At 44.7% G+C, this 23,017-nt stretch carries 15 protein-coding genes; 2 read left to right on the top strand and 13 right to left on the bottom strand.

The features are described from left to right. Window positions 1–671 precede the first annotated feature (671 nt). The 6 genes from U2P89_RS01700 to dapA all read right to left on the bottom strand — a co-directional run bounded on the left by U2P89_RS01700 (window position 672) and on the right by dapA (window position 13,212). Complete coding sequence (locus U2P89_RS01700) at window positions 672–2,129, bottom strand: SusD/RagB family nutrient-binding outer membrane lipoprotein (RefSeq protein WP_322190431.1); 1,458 nt, start codon at window positions 2,127–2,129, stop codon at window positions 672–674. A gap of 104 nt (window positions 2,130–2,233) precedes the next feature. Then, window positions 2,234–5,509 (bottom strand): SusC/RagA family TonB-linked outer membrane protein, encoded by a 3,276-nt coding sequence (locus U2P89_RS01705; RefSeq protein ID WP_322190432.1) that lies wholly within the window; start codon window positions 5,507–5,509, stop codon window positions 2,234–2,236. A 357-nt stretch (window positions 5,510–5,866) separates the two neighbouring features. After that, window positions 5,867–6,802 (bottom strand): hypothetical protein, encoded by a 936-nt coding sequence (locus U2P89_RS01710; protein WP_322190433.1) that lies wholly within the window; start codon window positions 6,800–6,802, stop codon window positions 5,867–5,869. Between the two features lie 21 nt (window positions 6,803–6,823). After that, window positions 6,824–8,500, bottom strand: coding sequence for a SusD/RagB family nutrient-binding outer membrane lipoprotein (locus tag U2P89_RS01715; RefSeq protein ID WP_322190434.1), 1,677 nt, complete (start codon window positions 8,498–8,500; stop codon window positions 6,824–6,826). Between the two features lie 26 nt (window positions 8,501–8,526). Then, a complete protein-coding gene (locus tag U2P89_RS01720) occupies window positions 8,527–11,700 on the bottom strand; it encodes a SusC/RagA family TonB-linked outer membrane protein (RefSeq protein WP_322190435.1) in 3,174 nt (1,057 codons plus the stop codon). A 624-nt stretch (window positions 11,701–12,324) separates the two neighbouring features. Next, window positions 12,325–13,212, bottom strand: coding sequence for a 4-hydroxy-tetrahydrodipicolinate synthase (gene dapA / locus U2P89_RS01725; RefSeq protein ID WP_322190436.1), 888 nt, complete (start codon window positions 13,210–13,212; stop codon window positions 12,325–12,327). Between the two features lie 174 nt (window positions 13,213–13,386). Between dapA and hydG the strand changes: the two genes are divergently transcribed. Next, a complete protein-coding gene (gene hydG / locus U2P89_RS01730; protein WP_322190437.1) occupies window positions 13,387–14,808 on the top strand; it encodes a [FeFe] hydrogenase H-cluster radical SAM maturase HydG in 1,422 nt (473 codons plus the stop codon). Window positions 14,809–14,810: 2 nt separating this feature from the next. Further along, the gene (hydF, locus tag U2P89_RS01735; protein ID WP_322190439.1) at window positions 14,811–16,034 is read left to right on the top strand and encodes a [FeFe] hydrogenase H-cluster maturation GTPase HydF; all 1,224 of its coding nucleotides are present in this window, start codon (window positions 14,811–14,813) and stop codon (window positions 16,032–16,034) included. 72 nt (window positions 16,035–16,106) lie between these two features. Here the strand turns inward: hydF and U2P89_RS01740 are convergent, their stop codons facing one another. The 7 genes from U2P89_RS01740 to U2P89_RS01770 form a co-directional block, all read right to left on the bottom strand. Next, on the bottom strand, window positions 16,107–16,616 hold the full coding sequence (locus U2P89_RS01740; RefSeq protein ID WP_322190504.1) for an NAD(P)H-dependent oxidoreductase subunit E: 510 nt from the start codon (window positions 16,614–16,616) through the stop codon (window positions 16,107–16,109). A 158-nt stretch (window positions 16,617–16,774) separates the two neighbouring features. Next, complete coding sequence (locus U2P89_RS01745; protein ID WP_322190440.1) at window positions 16,775–18,547, bottom strand: NADH-dependent [FeFe] hydrogenase, group A6; 1,773 nt, start codon at window positions 18,545–18,547, stop codon at window positions 16,775–16,777. Window positions 18,548–18,690: 143 nt separating this feature from the next. After that, entirely contained in the window at window positions 18,691–20,523 is a 1,833-nt protein-coding gene (locus U2P89_RS01750) for an NADH-quinone oxidoreductase subunit NuoF (protein WP_322190441.1), read from the bottom strand. 10 nt (window positions 20,524–20,533) lie between these two features. Continuing rightward, complete coding sequence (locus tag U2P89_RS01755; RefSeq protein WP_026327675.1) at window positions 20,534–20,923, bottom strand: (2Fe-2S) ferredoxin domain-containing protein; 390 nt, start codon at window positions 20,921–20,923, stop codon at window positions 20,534–20,536. Between the two features lie 190 nt (window positions 20,924–21,113). Further along, window positions 21,114–21,680, bottom strand: a complete 567-nt coding sequence (locus tag U2P89_RS01760) for an ATP-binding protein (protein WP_322190442.1) — start codon at window positions 21,678–21,680, stop codon at window positions 21,114–21,116. A 37-nt stretch (window positions 21,681–21,717) separates the two neighbouring features. Beyond that, entirely contained in the window at window positions 21,718–22,500 is a 783-nt protein-coding gene (locus U2P89_RS01765) for a PHP domain-containing protein (RefSeq protein WP_019541393.1), read from the bottom strand. A gap of 175 nt (window positions 22,501–22,675) precedes the next feature. Next, entirely contained in the window at window positions 22,676–23,017 is a 342-nt protein-coding gene (locus U2P89_RS01770; protein WP_019541392.1) for a DRTGG domain-containing protein, read from the bottom strand.

Consider the following 23,017-nt stretch of genomic DNA (forward strand, 5'->3'; position numbering starts at 1 on the left):
TTGAAGTATGTGGCTTTTTTCGGTCGACAGCAAAAGGTTCTGGAAATTGCACACCAGATCCTCTCCCCACCGTAACAGAGAGCGTTCGTACGCCAAATATTCTTAAATAGGGAAAACGTGGTTGGGCCGTTCCATAATAAGAACGGGAACGGCAAAAAGGATAAGCCTCTGCTGAAAGAGGATAAGTAAATAAGATGGGAAAAAAAGATAAATAGGGAGGATGGATTTTTAAGACGGGAGTAAGGTTGTCGAAGAAATAAGATGGAATACCCCCCTCCGTTAACTTTTATTAATAAATAGGAGGCGGTACATCCACTTGACTTAAAAACCATATTTTATTTATTTTTGATATAATTTCAGGCAAAAATATAATATATCATCATTATTTGCAACTATTAAACAAAGAAAAGCAATTATTTAACATTTTATCACATTATAAACAAAATGAAAACATCGCTAAAAATACTCAACTGGCATGCTTTTAGATAGGAATTCCGGGAGAGTTGCAAAGGTATCCTTTTATGTCATGGGTAGGAAACAGGCGGCACCTATGGGCCAGCGGTGCCGGCACACTAAAAAGACAGGGCGGGGAATCACTCCCAGCCCTGTCCGTTATCCTTTCAATAGTGCTTAGTTTTAGGTAGAGTTTATGATAAACTCATTGAAAGGATTTAATTTACCCCGCTACGGGTATCCCACCACATTTTCTTACCCCAGAAAGCATCAACCACCTCATCATCAAATGGTTTTGAATTTGCACCATTGAGCGTAAGTTCATTTTGAGGATAAGGATAACGAAACGGAGGGCTGTTGTGTCCCGGATAGACGGATGCAGGAGCCACATAATGCGTTTCGGGAATTCCCGTACGCCTGTAAAGAGACCATGCCTCCATGCCTTGTTTGAACAAAGCAATCCACTCCTGCAAATAGACCTGTTCTAAAGTACCGTCAAACCTCCCGTTTCCTGCGAGATATGTTGCAATATCGGAGGCGGCAACCCCGTTCTCGGCCAATGACGCTTCTACAGCCTCATTATAAGCAGCTTCCGCAGTGATCCCCCCGGTATTGAAACCTTTTAAAGCTGCTTCTGCCACATGGAACATTACTTCAGCGTACCTCATATAGGGAGTAAAACCTGCCGGATCAAGCCTGAAACGTGCCCCGATTCTCGAGACAGTCGTCAAATTAGGCTGGGCGGCAGCTCCAATGGTGAATCCCCGGTATGCGCCATCAGATTCTGCCGGAACAGCGTATACGGGAAGCCTTGGGTCGTCCAGTTCAATCAACACGTTGACCAACACATCACTTACCGCATGGTCGTCGCGGCCTTTGTAATCGGTATACCAGGGTTCCTCATAAGGATCGCTCCCCGGCCACCAGAAGAAAGCATTGTCACTGTTACCCTCCATCACAGGATATCTGCCAGGATCTCCTAATATCTCTGACACAGTGGAACTTGCCAGGTTTTGATCTACGGAAGAAATCCTCATCGCCAATCTTAACCGGAGAGAATTTGCGAACTTTTGCCACTTTTCCGTATCGCCTTCGAAAAGAATATCTCCCTCACCCAATGATCCGCGGCTATTATCGGCAAAAATATCTGCCGCTTCCTTCAATTCACTTAACAGGGCAGGATAAATATCCTCTTGTTTGTCATATTTAGGCAACAGCGTACCCTCTTTCATCTTCAAGGCATCGGTATATGGTATATCTCTCCATGTGTCGGTTGCCGTCTGGAAGATAAAAACCCTTAATATCTTGGCAACTGCAAGCAGATTCTGATTATCATCCGTTTCTGCTTTTGCCATGATTTCATTTACATTGTTCAGCGTCAGATATACATCGTACCATTTAGCTTCAACGATTCCCGGCCTGAAGAGATATCTTGCTTCATCGATATACTGGATCTTGGCTAAATGTCCCCCATAGGTCGACGGCTCGTTCATATCCGCCCAGACATCATTCAGGTTATCGGGCCAGTTGGTAAGCACGAAGGCCAATACATTGGTTGCCGGTGCATCTTTTGCCCTATCCGGGTCTGTATTGATTTCTTCAAAGCTGTCGGTACATCCGGCCAGAAAAAGTATTGTAAGAAATAACAGGCCAAATTTTGTTATATATTTTTTCATACGATTATTTTATTTGTTTACATTAATGTGTATGGAACTCGCTATAATCATGTTCCCGGGCGAGAACGGCTCCCATGCTCGTTTCATATTCATCATATACTACATTAGAACTTTAAATTCAACTTTATACCAATACTGCGTGAAGGGGGATAACTCGTTGTTTCTAATCCGACCCCATTGTTGTCCGCAGTTACCGTATTTTCCGGATCCAAGCCTGCCATATTGGATTTATGTAACCACAAAATAGCCAGATTAGTCCCAACCAAAGAGACTGTACCACCTTTTAGGAAGCCAGTTTCGGAAAATATTTTTTTCGGCAACTGGTACGACAGATAAGCCTCCCTCAATTTCAGGTAGGATCCATCGTAAACAGACAACTCCCTGTTGGAGTAATAGGATTGAAAGAAATCCTGGGCACCCGTCACAATATCGTTTTCGGCAAATTGTGAATTTTGAATATCAGCTTCGTCCAGTTGTGTAATCTTCACAAATTTCTGGTCGGTCATAAAATCTTTCCCCAGAATCAATCCATTTTCACGAAAATCATTTCTTGCAGTATATTCAAGAATACCGGAATAGGCACCAAACATATTGGAGACGCTGAAAATGTCACCCCCCTTTCTCATATCGAGCAAAAAGCCAAAACCGAAGTTTTTATAGGTGAAATCATTGCGTAGTCCACCTAACCAGTCAGGAGTAACATTCCCCAGTTTCATGTTGGTTTGTGTACGCGGGCGACCGGCGTCATTTACGATGATGGCATTATCTGACTCCCTGCGAAGCATCCCGGTGCCATAAATTTCTCCCCAGGGAGCTCCAGGCCGGGCCTGAACAAAGGTGCTCCACTGGTTACCGATCTCATAAGATTCCAGCTTTTCACCAGTATTAGGATCTGTATATAATTCATTGATCCTGCTTTTGTCCTTCGCCCAGTTAAGTGTCACATTCCATTCGAAATCGGTGGTTCTCACCGGAGTTCCCGTTAATTGCACTTCCACACCTTTATTGTTGAAGTTACCGGCATTTACCAACATCGCATCATACCCGGTTGCCTTGGACACGGTAACCGAAAGTATCTGGTTGGTGGTCGTTTTGTTGTATAAAGCAATATCAAATCCAAGCCGCCCCTTAAACATACTGGCTTCCAAACCTATTTCTGAAGTTTCCACTTTTTCCGGCTCCAAAGTGGCGGGAGGAAAAGTCCTTGCCTGGTAATATTGGGTAATACCGTAAACGGTTGACGTTTCTGCTGTAAAATAGGGATCAATCATATAGGCGCCTGTGGCTGAACCTACCTGTGCCCAGGATGCCCTTAATTTCAGGAATGTGAAGAGATCAGAATCAAGATTAAAAGCATCCAGCGGCAAAAAGCTCATACTAATGGAGGGATAGGAAAATGGCGTCCGTAAAGTGGAAGACCAGTCTTTTCTTAAAGTACCATCCATAAAAATGAAATTTTGATATCCTAAAGAGAGGGAGGCATATACACTATTGGAGCGAATCCGGGAATTATCCATATTGGTGAATGGAGAACCTTTGGCATTGCTGATCGTGAACAGGTCGGGAACTGTCAGTGAATTAGCTCCAAGAATATTCCTTGACCAGTCTAAATTCCTGTAATTTGCACCTACAAACGCATTCACCGACAATTCTCCAAAATATTTATTGAAGTAAGCAATAAAATCCAGATTCACCTCCGTATTTTTTTCATTGATCAGGCGGAACCAACCTCCATCCCACTGGCCTGCTCCGGCTAACATTTCGTTTGAACGGTAAGTGGTAATCGGATTCATTTCTGAATCATAATAATCTAACCCCATACGGCCTTCGAATCTCAAATATTCGGTCGGCTTAATAAACAACGAGGTTTTACCGAACACCCTGTTTTTCTGGACAGAATTGGTGTTCTTATATAAACTCCAGTAAGGATTGTTGTGATAGTTACTGTTCCAGTTGTACGGATACCCGTTGGGCATATCCTCCTGCCAATGTGCTTTCAGATCTTTCATGTCTATCTGACGGCCTGTCCACTGACCAAGAGACTGCATCGGGTTGCTGGCATTATATTCGGTGACCGGCAAATTATCGCTTTCCGTACGGGCATAGTTCAACACAAGGTCAAAATCCACCATTTCATGAATCTTCATCATCGAGTTCACATTAGCATTGTACCGTTTCAGGTCGGTATTCGGCAATGTTCCTTTTTGATCCCGAAAACCCAACGATAAACGCGTGGTAGCCCTCTCGGTGTTTGAAGTCAGCGAGACATTATGACTCATGGTGTAACCTGTCCGGTAAAGGTCTTTCACATTATTCGGATTGGAAACCCATGGAGTAGGCTGGTAAACACCATTTGCATCTACAGGACTGTTGAACTGTGGTATCAGCAAACCGATATCAAGGCGGGGACCCCAACTTTCATCCACACCATCGTTAACGCCTCCCCCTAAACCATTTACATATTTAAATCCATAACCGGGATCGTAACCGCCCACTGCAAATTCCTGATAACTTCCGGCATAACCATCTGCCTGGGCTTCCTTATAAAACCATTCATCACCCAGATAACCCTGCCCGTACTTATTTTGCATCCGCTGGATGCCATAGACCTGATCAGCATTAAAGTTGGCGTCATAGTCCACTGAAATTCCCTGTTTGTCCCTTGCTCCCGATTTTGTGGTAATTAAAATTACACCATGCCCGGCACGCATACCGTAAAGAGCAGCGGCAGCTCCACCTTTCAATACAGAAACAGATTCTATATCCTGCGGATTCACATCGTTCAATCCACTACCAAAATCGACACTGTTCTGACGGGTGGTACTATTGGAGACCGGCACCCCATCTATTACAACAAGTGGCTGGTTATCCCCCAACGAACTATTACCTCTTAATACGATACGCGACGAAGCGCCTAGTTGTCCACCAGCCTGATTCACCTGCATCCCTGCAACTTTCCCGCTCAATGATGAGATAACGTTGGGTGATGCCGCTTTCACCAGTTCATCCGCATTTACGTTTTGTACAGCCGAACCAAGCGACTTTTTCTCTCTTGTAATACCCAAGGCGGTCACGATGACCTCATCAAGCATCCCGGCATCCTCACTCAAGACGACCCTTACATTTGCACTAACGGGTACTTCTTGTGTTTGAAATCCCACATAGGAGATCACCAATATGCCACCGGCTGGAGCGGACAGGTCGAAATTTCCGTCCATATCGGTTACCGTCCCCTGCACGGTTCCTTTTATCTGGACCGTGGCACCGATCACCGGCTCCCCTGCCTCATCCACAACCGTACCACGTACCTGTGTCTGGGCAGTTACAATCCCTATTCCAATAAGGAACAGGGTCAAAAACATAGTTAGCTTTCTTTTCATACTCTACTTTTTTTAAATTAAATGATTCAAAAGATATATAATACCTTTTTTCTTTATAAAACCTAAACAATCTACCTTTTTAACATTATAGAGTACAAAAATAAATCATATTGATCAAATAATGCCTATTTAATGTGTTAAAAGGATATTTTTTAACGTTAACTTTTCGGAGGGTAATAAGAAAATTTTGCTTCTCCATCGCTACTCTTTACATGTATCACTGGTTCCGAATTACCATAAAAAAACAGGGCGGGGAATCACTCCTGGCCCTGTCCAAGTCCTTTCAATAGTGTTTAATTTAATGTAGAGTTTATGTTTAATTGAAAGGGTATCTTATATTTCGTGTAATTATAATCCTTATTTACCCAACACAATTGTCCAGGTACCTGAGAAATTTCCGGCATCCACGTGAGCTGTTGCTTCAAAGGAAATCTTTGTATCACAGGCATCCACTATTCCCGTACCATTTCCAAAAGCGAAGTTATTATAAGCGGGATTGCCCCACCAAACACCTGAATTTGGCACCAGGATTTGTTTATCAAAGGAGATAGAATAATCCACCGGATTAATTGTAATGATCAAAGGATTAGTTGCCTGCCCGTTAAACAGACCGGCAATGCTCAATTGAGTATCGGATACTTTTGTCACTTCCACTTCGTGGGGAACTTCTTCCCACCAGGAATCCTCTGTAACGATACAAGTTCCGACAAAATCGTCTAAGACCAACTCACACACTACAGAATAACGTACATTGTATGAATATGCTCTACCGTTAACCCTCCAACCGGTTAATATTCTATTATTAAATCCGGTATGTTCAGTCCAACCGGGGACAACATAATCATCCTTCAATACTGCATTGGTAGTAAAGTAAAGTGTTTCTCCAATATCCGGTGTAGTAAGTCCAAATTTACTATACACATCGGCCATATCGATGGTAATCTCTGTAGGAAAAGTCGTGATATTGTCTACAACGACTTTAGCATCTCTTACAGTCTTGGTCCTATCAGGATTATCTTCGGTAGGGTCTGGAAGAACTCTTTCCAATACAGCAAACAACTGCCCATGTTTCAAGAAAGAATAATCGCCCTGCTGTTCAGGTATGGACAGCATTACTTTAAAATTCCCATCGGTCTGGCCTCTATATAACACACCATCTGTACCTTCAGAGCGCACTATATCTATTGCTACTCCTCTTTTCACATCATCAATGGGATAAGGCAATTCCTTGTCACAACTTTGTGCCGCAAAAAGCAAGGGCAGTATGAATAATATCAAATATATTTTTTTCATATTTTCTTTGTTTTTAAATTATTATTTATCCCAGAACACAAGGGGTACTGATACGTCATTCTTTTGCGGCATATTCGGATTTAACTCAGTTTCCGAATTGGTCGGATAGTAAAGTGAACGCGGGTAAGATGCCGGGGTGGAAAGTTCCACTCTCGCATCCGATTTCTCAGTATCACCACTTGGGTTAACGCCATATCCCGGCTCTTGTGTGTTATTGGGATTAAACAATACCGGGTAACCTGTGCGACGATAATCGGTATATGCGTCTATTGGATTCATAAAGTTATGGATCCATTTCTGGGTCATCACGATCCTCATTTTTCCTTCCGCATTAGCCGCATCATACTTTGCCAGTATCGCATCAATATATTCCGCCCTATCTTCAGCCGAAATCTTAGGGGCAGAGTTATTAGCTTTTTCATTTTCGTCAACCACACTATGGATGTGATCGATGGCTTCACTTATACCTTCACTCAAAAGAGTTTTGGCATCACCCGTGGTTTCACCGGCGAGAACAAGCTCCGTCAACATAAATTTAAGAGCAGCATAAGTTATCATTTTATGTGGAGCAATACCTGTAGCATTTGCAAGAGTAACACTACCTCCGTTACCATCATCATACTTACCTCCAATAGGATATATTCCATATTTGGTCATTTGGTTACGATTATCCGCACCTGCGTTAGGCCCCATGGTGGCAAAAAATATTGACAAAAAGTTCCCGTTCCGATACTCATAATTACTGGAAGGCACATCACTGTCCTTCATTTGATTATAAAAATAGTAGGGAACCCGCGGGTCTTTTATCCCCGCGAAAGGATTGTCCGTAGTATTATAGGTCTGCCCCATCATCGTTTCATAGAAGAATGGACTGACAAAAGCAGTATGTTGTCCGGTATAAGATGGAAAAGCCGGATGGCGTTCATCTCTGGGACTGGTGTTATTGCTATACCAGAACTGAAAATCTTCATTTTTTCCAATAAATGCATTTTCTGAGATTAAGGCGTTAAATTTACCTTGCCAGTCTGTGATATCAGATTTCGCTTTACGCGAATGCAATAATAGTCTCAATTTAATGGTGTTATTCAATCTAACCCATTTAGCCACATCTCCGCCATAAAAGAAATCGTCTTTGCCCGGCTTTAAAGCGTTGGCTGCACTGGTATTTTGCAAATCTCCACGCCCCTCTTCCAACAGTGCAATAAGTGCATTATAAATATCTTTGCTGCTATCCGGCGCTGGCGCTGTGAGTCCGGGGACATTAAACTCTGAGAAAGGGATATCACCCCAAACGTCTACCATCACCGAAAAAGCATATGCTTTCAAAGTCTTGGCAATACCGGCATAAATCAGATTTTCATCCGGTTCTGCATATTCTATAATTGCTTCATAATCATTCAAAACATAAGTATACAGATAATTCCATGAATTGAATGGATTATTCGCCGTAGGACCCATTCCATAATTCGAATCTTCACGGGGATTCAAATAGTGCACATACGAACTCAAACCATAACCGATAAAATTCCCCTGGCTTAATGCCTGCACCATAAAATATTGGCTACCCGAAAGAAGCTGATTCAATTCAGGGGTCGTTGGGCTGTTAGGGCTTTTGTTTATATCAAGGTAGTCTTTTGTACAGCCTCCCAGATATATAACAATGGATAAAGCCAAAAAAAGTTTTACTATATTTTTCATCTTTATAATCATTTAAAATTTCGTTATCAGAATGTCAATCTCGCATTGAATGCTATCCTTCTTGTGGAAGGGGCACTTTCACGGTCAATACCCTGTACGTTTCCGCTACCAAAAGCATTGGATCCCGGGTCATAATTGGTATATTTCGGAAATCCGGGAGCAAAATACCAAAGGTTCCTTCCCACCACTGACAGATTTACTGAACCGAGGAATGTGTTCCGCAGCCACTTTTCAGGAAGATCATATCCTAACGATACTTCGCTCAGACGAAATACGGTTGCATCAAAAGTATTGAATTCATGGACACTATTGATAGAGAATGTATTCCCTTCTGGTGGAGAAAACCACAAATCGTTTTCCGACAATTGAATCGTATTTGGTATTTTATTTCCATCTGCGTCAAGCAATGGCTCCCTTGTATTCGGGTCACCCAACACACCGGGTAGAATACGCGTACCCAAACGGTCTTCGGTATCCTTAGTCAAACCACGCCCCAGAAGGTCTGAAGCAGGCCCTGAAGACAAGACACCACCAACCCTGGCGTCAAAAACTACGCCCAAAGAGAATCTTTTGTAGCTAAATGTATTGTTAACCGACAGCCTGAAATCGGGATAAGGATCTCCCAAGTCACCCAGTTCGGTATCTGCTATATAAGCTCCACTATTCGGGTTTACAAGCATATTCCCTTCATCATCCCGGGCAATCACTGTACCACGGAGAAATCCATATGGAAGACCTGGTTTTAAAGTAGGCTGCGGTTCGGAAGTAGAACCCGTGGATAGGGTGATTTGTTCTACGCCATCAACCAACGAAACAACTTCACTGATGTTCTTTGTAAAAGTACCGGTTATATCCCATTTGAATGAGTTTCTTAAATTCACCGGCACAAAGTTAGCTCCTATCTCTACCCCCTTGTTATTCAATTCACCGAAATTGGTATAATAGGTTCTAGATCCTGTGGAAGAAGGTAAACTTAACGGAGCTATCTGGTCAGTCGTTGATCTGTTGTACCATGTGAAATCTATACCAATACGATTCTGGAAAAACCGCAATTCTGCTCCCAACTCAACCTCAGTAGTAAACTCAGGTTTTAATTCAGGATCATAAGAAGTTGTGGGTAACAACATAATAGGATTGCCCCCAAATGGAGTATCCTGAAGATAGGTTCCATTTACATAATACGGGGATGCATCGTTACCCACACGTCCCCAGGCTAAACGCACTTTACCAAAGTCCAGGATATCGGAATTGAGTTCAAAAGCATCACTAAACACAAATGAACCGGTAACTGCCGGATAATAGTAACTGTTGTTTTGTATCGGCAAAGTGGAAGAGTGGTCGTTACGCAAAGTAAGATTCAAAAAAGCATAATTCTTGTAATCCAACAAAGCATCAGCATATATCGCCCATAACCTTCTTTTGCTTGTAGACTCTCCCGCTGTTTGCTCCTGCGTATTACCCACATTATATATGCCTTTGAATATCATTATATTACCCTCCTGGTCAGCCCTATGGGTCGTCCGTTGATTGACATTATGTCCAACAGTAACTCTTAAATTATAGTCCTCATTAAACTTATGTTTGAAGGTTAGATTAAAATTCGACTCGATCTCCTGTGTAGTATAGCTGTCATTGGTAATCTGCCCTTGCCCTGCAAAACCAGAAGGACCTACTGATCCAATATTGATTACCTGCTTACGATCCATCTCATATTGATTCCATCCGAACTGATAACCTGCCGACAACCAATCGGTAAAGTCATAGGCGGCATTTACCGTACTGACAGTACGATCCATCACACTGTTGATAGTATTGTATTTCCAAGACCATAATGGATTGTCAACACCGCCGAAAGCCATTAAGTTTCTTCCGTCAGGCGTTTCGTAGGGCAAATTCGGGAGATCTACATTTCGCGGCACCAACATGGCACGAGCAAAAGAACTCACCGAGCCACCGTAATTTCCGGCACCAAAGAAAGGTCCATTCTGGACTGTCCTCGAATAGGATACAGTTCCTCCGACGGTAAGGCCATTATCCAGTTTTTGATTTCCCCCTACACTGAATGAGGTACGATCGAATTCGGAATAAGGCACATAACCATCCTGAGCAAGATTGGAAACCGTAATACTGAAATTACCTTTATCATTGTAACTCATAATATTCACAGAATTATCCAAAACACTACCATTCCTGAACAGATCCTTCACATTATTCGGATATGCCTGATAAGGGATTCTTGGCCCCAATTCTGGATAAACAGCATTAATGGTCGGGTACAAAGGTATTGTTTCCATACCTGGCGTTCCGAAAGCTGGCCCCCAAGAACCGTTCGCATTGGAATAGGTGAAATTAGATCCTTGTCCATAAGTATTCTGATACTCGGGAAGTGAAGCAATCGATTCTGTAGTATAGGAAGAGGTTAATGTTACTTCAAATCCTTTTTGGGATGGACGTACTCTTTTACTTCCTGCTTTAGTGGTGATCAGAATAACACCATTGGCGGCACGGCTACCATAAAGGGCTGCAGCGGCGGCACCTTTCAATACGGTCATACTCTCGATATCATTAGGATCGAGGGTGGCAAGACCGGTTCCGTATGCTCCTGCAGTCGTTAACCTGTTCCCTGTAGTTACCTCTGAATTACTGTAAGGAAGACCATCCACAACATATAACGGGTCATTGTTTCCTAAAAATGAAGTGTTTCCCCTGATCAATACTTTCGTGGCACTACCGGGCGTAGCCGAAGAGGCTCCAACATGCACACCGGGGATTTTACCATCTAACGAACGAAAAAGGTCCGGCTCCGCTTTCTGAATAGCTTCAGCCGGATCAACAATCGTCTGTCCATAGCCTGCAGCACGCGGCGGACGTGTTATACCCATGGCTCCCACAATAACCACTTCGCTTAGTAATTGTGCATCTGAAACCATTACCACCCGTACACTCGCACTTACCGGTACTTCCTGAGTTTGCATCCCCACATAGGAAATAACCAACGTACCACCCGCAGGGGCCGAGAGGTTAAAATTCCCGTCGATATCGGAAACGGTTCCCTGCGACGTCCCTTTGACCTGGATGGTAGCACCAATCACAGGTTCGCCCGTTTCATCCACCACGGTACCCCGTACCTGTGTCTGAGCCGTTACAATCCCTATCCCAATAAAGAACAGGGCTAAAAACATCATTAGCTTTCTTTTCATACTCTACTACTTTTTTAATTAATAATTCATTCGAAATAAAATTCTGGTTTTATTACAAAAAGTGAGGGTATATACGGCTTCCCTGATTCGTGAAGACGCATCATACCCTGTATTATATTGTTGTGGTTTGTCGGGAAATGTGAAGTTTCAAAGTAAGGCAAAAAGACCGGGGTAATATTTGCTGACATTGTTTCCAGAAAATACAAAAGGGGTTGCCGCCCTGACAAGGCAGACATAGATATACCGACCTTGTTCAAGACCGGCAAAAAAAGATATCGCACGCCGAAAACAGACTTCGACATGAAACTAAAAAAACAAATAAAATGGGATGATAACCTTTTAAGAAAAAGAGATCGGAGAGACTTTAAGAGGTTATAAAGCGATTTGCCCCCCCCCCCCGTTAAGGCTTGTTAACAAAAAGAGGAATATTGTATTATTTTCTAACTTTAATCTCATCTGTCTCTACTTTTTCAAATAATTTGTCACAAATTTATATCATTCTATTTTAATTTCACAATTTTATTTTATGAAAAATCGTTTTTTAACATATCGGGAAGGCAAATGAGAGAAAAGAGAGCAGACTTTAGCACGTTATACAACTATACTTCTGAAAACGCCCACAATTCACCCCAACCTGGCAAGTTCCTTTTTTATCTCCTGAAGTATTTTTTCACTCACAGGAACCAGCGGCAGACGAAGCTTGTTGTGGATCATGCCTTTCAAATAGAGCAGGCATTTTACCCCTGCCGGATTGCCTTCTACAAACATAAGATGGAACAATATCTCAAAATCGGCATTCATTTTACGGCGCACATCAGCAGCATTGCCTTCCAGGGCATTCTTCACCAACCACACCATTTCAACGGGAAAAGCATTGGCAAATACAGAGATCACTCCTATCCCACCAAGCGCAATCACATCAGTGGTAATGGCATCATCCCCTGAAATAACGTCAAACCCTTCAGGGGCCTTGTCTATGATCTCCTTAATCTGATTTAGATCGCCCGAAGCCTCTTTCACCGCTACAATATTGCTACAGTCTCTCGCCAAACGTAACGTAGTCTCGGCCGTCATATTCACACCTGTCCTTCCGGGCACATTATAAAGTATGACAGGCAGTGGGGATATCTGTGACAAAGCGCAGTAATGTTGATAGAGACCTTCCTGTGTAGGCTTATTATAATAAGGTGTGACGGAGAGAATGGCGTTTATCCCTGAAAAATCAGTACTTTCCAAGTCATTTACCAAGTCGGCGGTATTGTTACCACCTATCCCCATCACTACCGGAATTTTACCGTTCACCTGTTCTACTATAAAACGCACCACTTCGTGCTTCTCCTTTTTTGAAAGTGTGGGAGTCTCGGCCGTGGTACCCAAAGCCACAATATAGTCTGTACCGCTCTCCAGATGAAATTGCACTAACCGGGAAAGCGCTTCATAATCTATGGAATTATCCTCTTTGAAAGGGGTGATTAGGGCCACTCCCAAGCCTCTGAGATCGAATTTTGACATGAAAGGTATATTTTTTCCAGCAGTTTATTCACGGAACACTCATTTTAAGAACAAAATGGTTCCGAATCACAAAGGTATATATTTTTAATTAAGTCAGAAATTTTATTCACGGTGATAGAATAAAATCGTTCTGATAGTGTTATCTTTGCGGTGAAGTGAGTAAATAGTAATCGTATGCAATTTAACCCTGAAACATACCGTATGCCGGATATCCCTATGCAGCCGTTTATCGACACGGCTGAGATATGGGATTATCTGAATGATACCCCTTCCTCACCCGAAAAAGTGCGGCGGATCATTGATAAGTCGCTGGCAAAGAATCGTCTGAACCTGAAGGAAACAGCAACCCTTATCAATGCGAACGACGAAGAATCAATAAAACTTATCAAAGAGGGCGCCAAAGCGCTCAAGACAAAGATATACGGCAACCGTATCGTACTGTTTGCACCCCTCTACGTAGGCAATAAGTGTGCTAATGACTGCATTTATTGTGGTTTCAGGGTCTCAAACAGGGAACAGGTGAGGAAAACACTTTCCAGGGATGAATTGATAAAAGAGATCGAAGCCCTGGAAGAGAGTGGACAGAAAAGGTTGATACTGGTCTTCGGGGAGCATGCCGAATACAATCCCGGATTCATCGCGGAGACGGTAAAAACAGCTTATAGCGTAAAAAAGGGGCGCGGTGAAATCCGGCGGGTGAATATCAATGCGGCACCGCTGGATATAGAAGGATTCCGCATGGTGAAAGAGGCGGGTATCGGCACCTATCAGGTATTTCAGGAGACTTATCACCGGGAAGCATATAAAAATTATCATCTATGGGGAAAAAAAGCCGATTATGACTACCGGCTCACTTCACTCGACCGGGCACAGGAGGCCGGTCTGGATGATGTAGGTATCGGCGCGTTGATCGGCCTTTATGACTGGCGCTTCGAAGTGATGGGACTGGTACGCCATACCAATCATTTGGAGGCATGCTATAACGTAGGGCCGCATACCATCTCTTTTCCCAGGATTAAAGATGCTTCGATGCTCAGGATAGGGAAGCATTATTTCGCTTCCGATAAAGAATTTACCCGTCTGGTAGCAATCCTGCGTCTGGCTGTGCCTTATACCGGCATGATCCTTACCGCCCGCGAACCGGCAACACTGCGTAATGAACTGATACAATATGGTGTCTCACAAATTGACGGCGGGACGAAAATAGAACTGGGCAGTTATGTTTCCCAACAGAAGAATCTCGACCTGAACAGGAGCCAGTTCCATATCAACGACGACCGTTCACTCAATGAGGTCATCGAAGAGTTGCTGCAACAGGCGATGCTCCCTTCGTTCTGTACTGCCTGTTATCGTCTCGGCAGAACCGGTGAACACTTCATGGAGTTTTCAGTCCCGGGCTTTATCAAACGGTTCTGCACACCCAATGCGATACTCACACTGGCAGAATATCTGGAAGACTATGCACCCGAAACAACCGCGCAAAAAGGATGGAAAGTGATAGAGAAAAATATGGATGAACTGAATGAAAAAATGCAGAATGAGGTGAGGGATAAAATCGCCAGGATCAAACAGGGAGAGAGGGATCTATATCGTTAATTATGAGCATAAACAGTTTACATATCGGTATATTCGGCCGTAGAAATACGGGCAAGAGTTCGTTAATCAACATGCTCACCGGACAAGATATCTCCATTGTGTCTAACTTCCCGGGAACGACGACCGATCCAGTAAAAAAATCGGTGGAGATCTTCAATATCGGGCCGGCCATACTGATCGATACTGCCGGAATAGATGACCTGGGAGAGATCGGGAATAAAAAAATCCGGAAATCACAGGAAGTAATCCGGAAAGTCGATTGTGCCATCCTCCTGATTGCCGGTAATCAGTTTGGCGATTATGAGGTGCAACTGATCGAACAATTTAAAAAGAATGAGGTACCTTATCTTTTCGCCCATAATAAAAACGATATCGACAAAATCGCCGCCATCACCGTAACCGCCATTAAACAGCATTCTAATGCGGAGATTATCGATTTCAGTACTATCAACCCGGCCGATAAAGACAGGTTAATCACCGCATTAAAACGAATCATTCCGGCAACGGCTTTTCAAAGGAGTTCATTGATCGGCGACCTGGTACGTCCAAAAGATGTGGTACTACTCGTCACACCCATCGATAGCGAAGCACCGGAAGGGCGAATGATCCTGCCACAAAATCAAACGATCCGTGATGCACTCGACAACCAGTGTGTGACAGTAGTAGTAAGGGAAAGCGAAATCCCCGACTTTCTACAATTGGGCATCAAGCCCGCATTGGTGATTACCGACAGTTCGGTGTTCGGGATTGTGGCTGAAGCACTCCCGGAAGAAATCCCTCTAACCAGCTTCAGCATCCTCTTCGCCCGTATGAAAGGTAATTTCACGGCATTTTTGGAAGGTACGCCACACATCTCCCGGCTCAAAGACGGCGACCATATCCTTTTACTGGAAAGTTGTACACATCAGACCAGTTGTGACGATATAGGCAGGGTGAAAATCCCGAAGTTGCTACAGCAATTCACCGGAAAACGACTCCATTTCACGGTCGTTTCGGGGCTCTCAGAACTTCCCTCGAATATACGGAATTTTTCCCTCGTCATCCAATGCGGCGGCTGCATGATCACCCGCAAGCAGTTGCTCAACCGGCTTCACCCCTTTATTCAACAGGGTGTACCGGTAACCAATTACGGGATGGTGCTGGCATATATCCATGGGATTTTCAGGAGGGCGACCAAGATGCTCGAAAAGGAACCAGTGAACCTGCCCCTGTTTCCCGACAACTGAAACAGCACATAAAAAAGACAATGCTCAGGATAGTCATTTCTTTTACAAAAGACCTTATCAAGAGAAACCATATTACTTTTTATACTCCGCAATGATCGCCTTCACTCCATCGGGTGACACCCGTCCGTACACTTTCTCACCTACCAACACTACCGGCGCCAGACCGCAAGCACCCACACAACGGAGGCAATTGATGGAGAATTTCCCATCAGAGGTAGTCTCTCCTACCTCCACTCCCAGTTCTTTCCTGAACTCCTCCAGCACCCTCTCGGCTCCACGGACATAACAGGCTGTACCGGTACAGACAGAGACAGGATGCTCTCCTTTGGGGATCATCGAGAAAAAAGTGTAGAAAGTAACTACACCATATACCTGTGCAACAGGCAGGTGCAGATTGTGAGCCACCACATCCTGCACTTCTGCAGGTATGTAACCGAACGTATGTTGTATTTCGTGCAATACATTAATCAATTCTCCGGGATCATTGTTGAATGCATCGCAAATCTCATTGATCTTTCCGATCTTCTCCTTCGGAAGATTCACTCTCACCTCTACACCGTCGGTACCGGCCACCTTCTCCATATACTCAAACACCGCAGGCGCTATATTTATTTTCTGATTCATCACTATTTCAGATTTAAAATTCAAGATTTAAGATTCAAGATTTGGAATCTTGTCAACTTTCCATTGTCAATTGTCAATTGTCCATTTTCAATTCTCATCCCACCTTTCCACTTTCTTTAACCATGCAAATGGATAGTAACCTCGTTACTCTTCGGGAAATACTCGGTATGGAGCAGTTGGTGCGCTTTATGGCTGCCGGGCTTACCCAGATACTCTTCATAAAGCCTGATGATGGATGGGTTTTCATGTGATTTCCGGATCACTTTACGCTCATCTTCAGTGTAGATGGCCGCAATCCGTTTACTAAGTATCTCACTGTTACCATGATGATAAGGCTGTCCCCCGCCACCAATACATCCTCCCGGGCAGGCCATGATTTCAATCGCATGGTACTGCGACTTGCCGGCCTTTACATCATTCAGCAGCTTACGGGCATTCCCCAGACCATGCGCTATACCTATATTAAGTTGCAATCCGTCGAAATCGACTGTCGCGGAACGGATACCTTCCATGCCCCGCAGCGCATGAAAATCGACTTTTTCCAATGTCTTGCCGGTATAGAGCTCGTATGCCGTACGGCAAGCCGCCTCAATCACTCCTCCGGTATTACCGAAGATCACACCTGCACCGGATGATTCTCCCAGCGGGTCGTCAAAATCCCCATCGGGAAGATTGAGGAAATCTATATTGGCCTGCTTGATAAATGCAGCCAGTTCACGGGTAGAGATGGAATAATCCACGTCGGGGTTACCATCTACCTTGAACTCATCGCGCTGGCACTCATATTTCTTTGCCAGACAAGGCATAATGGAGACCACGATCATATCTTTCCGGTTCACTCCTGTCTTTTCGGCGAAATAAGACTTGGCAATGGCACCGAACATCTGTTGTGGCGATTTTGCCGTAGAGGGTACATCCAGCAGATCGGGGAAATTATGTTCAAAGAAGTTCACCCATCCCGGACAGCATGATGTGAGGATCGGCAGCCGCACTTCCGTATCTCCTGCCAGATACTGCTGAAGGCGTTGCAGCAACTCTGTCCCCTCCTCCATGATGGTCAGGTCGGCACTGAAGTCGGTATCGAATATGTAATCGAATCCCAGTTCACGAAGGGCAGAGACCATTTTTCCGGTGACCAGCGTACCGGGTGGCAGGCCGAATTCCTCTCCCAAGGCAGCGCGTACGGCAGGAGCCGTCTGCACCACTACTGTTTTAGTGGGATCACTCAAAGCACGGATGATATCGTTGGTATGATCCACCTCGGTCAGTGCGCCGGTCGGACAAACCGACACACACTGTCCGCAATAGGTACAGGGTGAGTCTTCGAGGTTCATCTCGAAAGCAGGCGCCACTACCGACATAAATCCGCGGTTTACAGCCGCAAGAGCACCTACAGTCTGCACTTCATTGCACATCATCTCGCACCTGCGGCACATGATACATTTGTCCACATCGCGGATGATGGAAGGAGAAGTATCTTTCCGGTACCGGGATTGCTCGCCTTCATATGGCTGGCTTCTGATACCGAACTGTATGGCGAGACTTTGCAATTCGCATTGTCCCGATTTAGCGCAGACCAGGCAATCGAACGGATGGTCGGAGATGATCAGTTTAAGCACTGTCGTCCTCGCATTCAACACTCTTATATTATGGGTATGGATCACCATTCCGTTTTGTGCTTCCGTCATACATGAAGGCGCCAGATTACGGCGTCCTTCCACCTCCACCACACAAATGCGGCATCCGCCCGGTTTATTTTCGATACCCATGTCGCACAGTTCAAAGTGACATAATGTGGGTATTTCAACACCCGCTTTTCGGGCCGCTTTCAGGATGGTAGTACCCTCTTCTACCTGTACCTTTTTATTATCTATTGTCAGTTCAATCATAATTTCAAATTCAAGATTCAAGATTTAGCTTTGCTGATTTTTAATTTATAATTATACGATTTCATGATTTGACTACGTCGATTTGCAATTCACAATTTCATGATTTATGCCCTACTGATTCATTAGTCATTAGTCATTGGTAATTAGTAATTAGTAATTTCAACACTCGCTCTCGGGTAATCATTCATCAGGCTGATGGCATCAAACTGGCATTTCTCCATACAGGCGCCGCATTTGATACAGATCTCCTGATTGATAACATGTACCTCTTTCTTTTCACCGCTGATGGCATGTGTGGGGCACACCCTCTTACAGGCCATACATCCGATACAATCCTTCTCCGATATCACATAATAGAGCAAGTCTCTACATTGACCTGAACGGCATTTCTTATCATGTACATGCTCCAGGTACTCATCCATAAAATTATCAAGAGTGGAGAGTACCGGATTGGGAGATGTTTGCCCCAGCCCGCATAATGAAGTATCTTTGATAACACTACCCAAATTTCTGAGTTTCTCGATATCTTCCTGCATCCCTTTCCCATCGGTGATCCTACCGAGGGTTTCATGCAACCGCTTATTACCGATGCGACAAGGAGCGCATTTTCCGCAGGATTCCTCCACAATAAAACCAAGGTAGAACTTTGCCACCGATACCATACAATCATCCTCATCCAACACGATCATCCCCCCCGACCCCATCATAGAGCCGGCTGCAGTCAGGCTTTCGTAGTCAATAGGCGTGTCGAGATGCTTTTCGGTAAGACAGCCTCCCGACGGCCCTCCGGTCTGCACCGCTTTGAATTTCTTCCCATTCTTGATACCTCCTCCGATCTCATAAATGATCTCCCGGAGTGTAATACCCATAGGTACCTCTATCAACCCCACATTATTGATCTTACCCGCCAGGGCAAATACTTTTGTTCCTTTCGACCGCTCCGTGCCGATAGAGGAAAACCATTCAGCTCCTTTAAGTATAATCACCGGTATATTGGCCAGTGTCTCCACATTGTTCACATTGGTCGGATTCCCCAGGTAACCGCTCTGCGCAGGGAAGGGCGGCTTGTTGGACGGTTCGCCCCGTTTCCCTTCCATGGAATGGATAAGCGCTGTTTCTTCACCACAGACAAACGCACCGGCACCATATCTTAATTGGATATCGAAGCTGAAACCGGTACCAAAGATCTGATCTCCCAGCAATCCATATTCACGCGCCTGAGCGATGGCAATTTTCAACCGCTTAATGGCCAATGGGTATTCCGCCCGGATATAGACCACCCCTTTTGTAGCACCAATACAATAACCACAGATAGCCATCGCCTCAAGGATAGAGTGCGGGTCACCTTCCAGGATGGAACGATCCATAAATGCTCCGGGATCCCCTTCATCGGCATTGCAGACCACATACTTCTGATTGGCGTCATTCCGGGCCGCGATCTCCCATTTCAGTCCGGTTGGGAAACCGGCACCACCGCGGCCGCGTAATCCCGACCGTTTGATCAGGTCGATAGTCTCCCCAGGAGTATATTCGGTAAGCACCTTCCCCAATGCCTGATAAGCATCACGCGCGATAGATTCATCAATATTCTCCGGATCGATGGAGCCGCAGTTGCGAAGCGCTATGCGTAATTGCTTTTTATAGAACCCCATATGTTTCGAATCAGGAACATGCTCTTCCGTCTCGGGATCGGTATAAAGCAGCCGGTATACCCGCCGCCCCTTGATAATATGTTCGTCGATGATCTCTTTGGCATCGACTGGTTTTACCTGCGTGTAAAAAGTGTTATCGGGCAGGATCTTAAGGATAGGCCCCTTTTCACAAAAACCGAAACATCCGGTGCGAATAACCTGTACATCTCTCTCCAGCCCCTTTCTTTCCACTTCGTCGCGCAGCATTTCATACACCAGATTACTTTCGGAAGAGTGGCAACCGGTACCTCCACAGACAAGTAAATGCATTTTGTAACGACTCATAAGCTCTGTTTTAGATGGTATTGTAATTTTGCGGGATGATGCCATCCACCAATTCCCCTTCTTTTATATAGCGTTCGATAATCTCATCCGCTTTTCGTGTGTCCACATAACCGAAGACCATCGCCTCCCTGCCCGGCAGGGTAACTTCTACTGTAGGCTCTGCAAAACAGTAGCCCATACATCCTGTCTGCGTGACAACCGCATCGATTTTTCTTTTGTCGAGCTCCTCCACAAAAAACTCCATCACCTCTTTGGCGCCCGAAGCAATACCACAGGTGGCCATAGCTACTTTTACCTGCACCAGCGAGTCCGGATCCTCGGCTCTGTCCCTTAACCTCATACGGGACATCACCTCTTCCTGCCTTCTTTTCAGGTCGGCGAGCGTTCTGATTTCTGTCATATTATCTTAAATTACTAATTACCAGTTACTAATTATCAACCCCAACTACCAGATTAATGGCACATCAAAAAATCATAGAATTAATCAGCTTATCATCCGGTCTCTCTCCCACTCTCCCCAATCTCCAGTTTCCACTTTTCATTCTTCATTTTTCATTTTTCATTCTCCATTTCCCACCTTTCCCCCATACTCACATACACAAAAATCCGTATGTCGGCCGTTTTCCGCAAATCTGCTTCAGATTCTCCCGGATATATTCCCTTACTGCATCCAGCATCTGGGGATGTTGTAATTCAATTCCCTGTTTCTTCAACTCATCGGAATCCAGTATAAATTCTGCATCATCAATCCGGAAGGTAAACCGGAAACAGATATGGGTATTTGTTCTTAATAAGAGAGCAAGATATCCTCCCATATCGCCCAACGGCAGACAGTCGGGATGATCGGTACGGTAGATCGCTTCCATTACACTGCCTCTACCTTCTTCTGAAAATACTTTCAGTCTTCCGCCTGTCTGTTCACAGGTCATTTTCAAAAAGGGAACTCCTAAACCGACTTTTCGGGTGGTACGGGTGGTAAAGAAAGGATCGTCCAGTTTCTTCACCATCTCCGTATCCATACCGGCACCATCATCTTTTATGCGGAGCAGCAACGTGTGATCGCGACTATTCACTATCAGGTCGATCCCGATCCTCCCCGCACCGGCACGCAGGGAATTTTGTACGATATCCATTATATGCATAGCCAGATCAATCATATCCAATCTTCCGTTTTAATCATGCACTTTCCTCCGGTTATGTATCTTCCCCGCACACGCTCCACCCTGTTCCGGCATAACGACCGGCTTCGATACTATATGTTTCGAATCGGGAATGACACAATGCATCTATGAAACCTTCCCAGGTCGGTTTCTTCATTTCAAACCGGGTATAGGCATGGGCAATATCCTCCGGATAATGGGCATCTGAACCTTGCAGGAAACGCTTCCCCACCAGTTCAGGATGACTCCTGAGAAATGCGCCTGGGGTTGTTGCCTTTGAAATCTCTAACGCTTCATATTCCAGGTCAAAAGGAATGAAGCCGAGTTGACTGATCAGGCTGTTCTTCGGCCGGTCAATATGTGCAGGCACAAAAATACCACCCAACCGGTGTACCTGTTCCGCCACACCCTCTACTTCATCCTCTATGCTCATAAACAACGAACGCTCTTCGTCATAGACGATCCGGTCGTTTTCATCCACTGCGACCTGATATCCAAAGCGAACGGGATCATTTTTCATATTTGTCATCCGTTCATCCAGATAAGACTGAAACGCTTCCACCGCCTGCAGGTGGGGAAAATAACAGAGTGTATGCACCTCTTCCCGTGTATTCACCTCACATCCGGGAATAACATATAGCCCTGCCTTTTCACCCAATTCCATACATACCCGTACATTCCTTGTGCTGTTATGATCGGTAATGCCGATTATCTGCAACCCTTTCTCCTTTGCAATACGGATAATATTACGCGGGCTCATATCCAGATCTCCACAGGGAGAAAGACAGGTATGTATATGTAAATCGGCATTCATCATTTATTCGTGTTGCGCATGTAATTCGTGTTGCGCACGTTATTCGCTTCGCGTTATTCATCCGCTTCGCTCTCATTGTTCAGCCACGGCTGCTGTTTCCCGCCTTGCGGGATTTTCGATTCGCTTCGTTCGTGTTATTATCAAATAATTATCAAGCCACAATCGAACAACTACTGAATCACAACCGAATTATTTGGTACAGTTCTCCTGCAGTTTCAAAAGCAGGTTTCCCAGATGCCAGGATGGCCACTTCTTCCAATTCAGCCTGCTCGAGCACTTCCGGATCCACTTTCCGCTCATTGACCACTATGATAGCGCTCAATTCCTTTAGCGAAGCCACCGCCACGATATTCTTATGCACCTGCGAAGTGATCCAGATCATACCGGGCTCTGCCTTACCCATCACGTCACTTAGCAAATCGGAGACATAAGCGCCGTCCACAACCCTGTCGAGCCATGCTTCACCCGACAGGCACTCGTAGTTCAATTTTTCTTTCAGGTTATTCAGACTGATCTTCAT

Source organism: Proteiniphilum sp. (genome assembly GCF_034331125.1).
Lineage (GTDB): Bacteria > Bacteroidota > Bacteroidia > Bacteroidales > Dysgonomonadaceae > Proteiniphilum > Proteiniphilum saccharofermentans.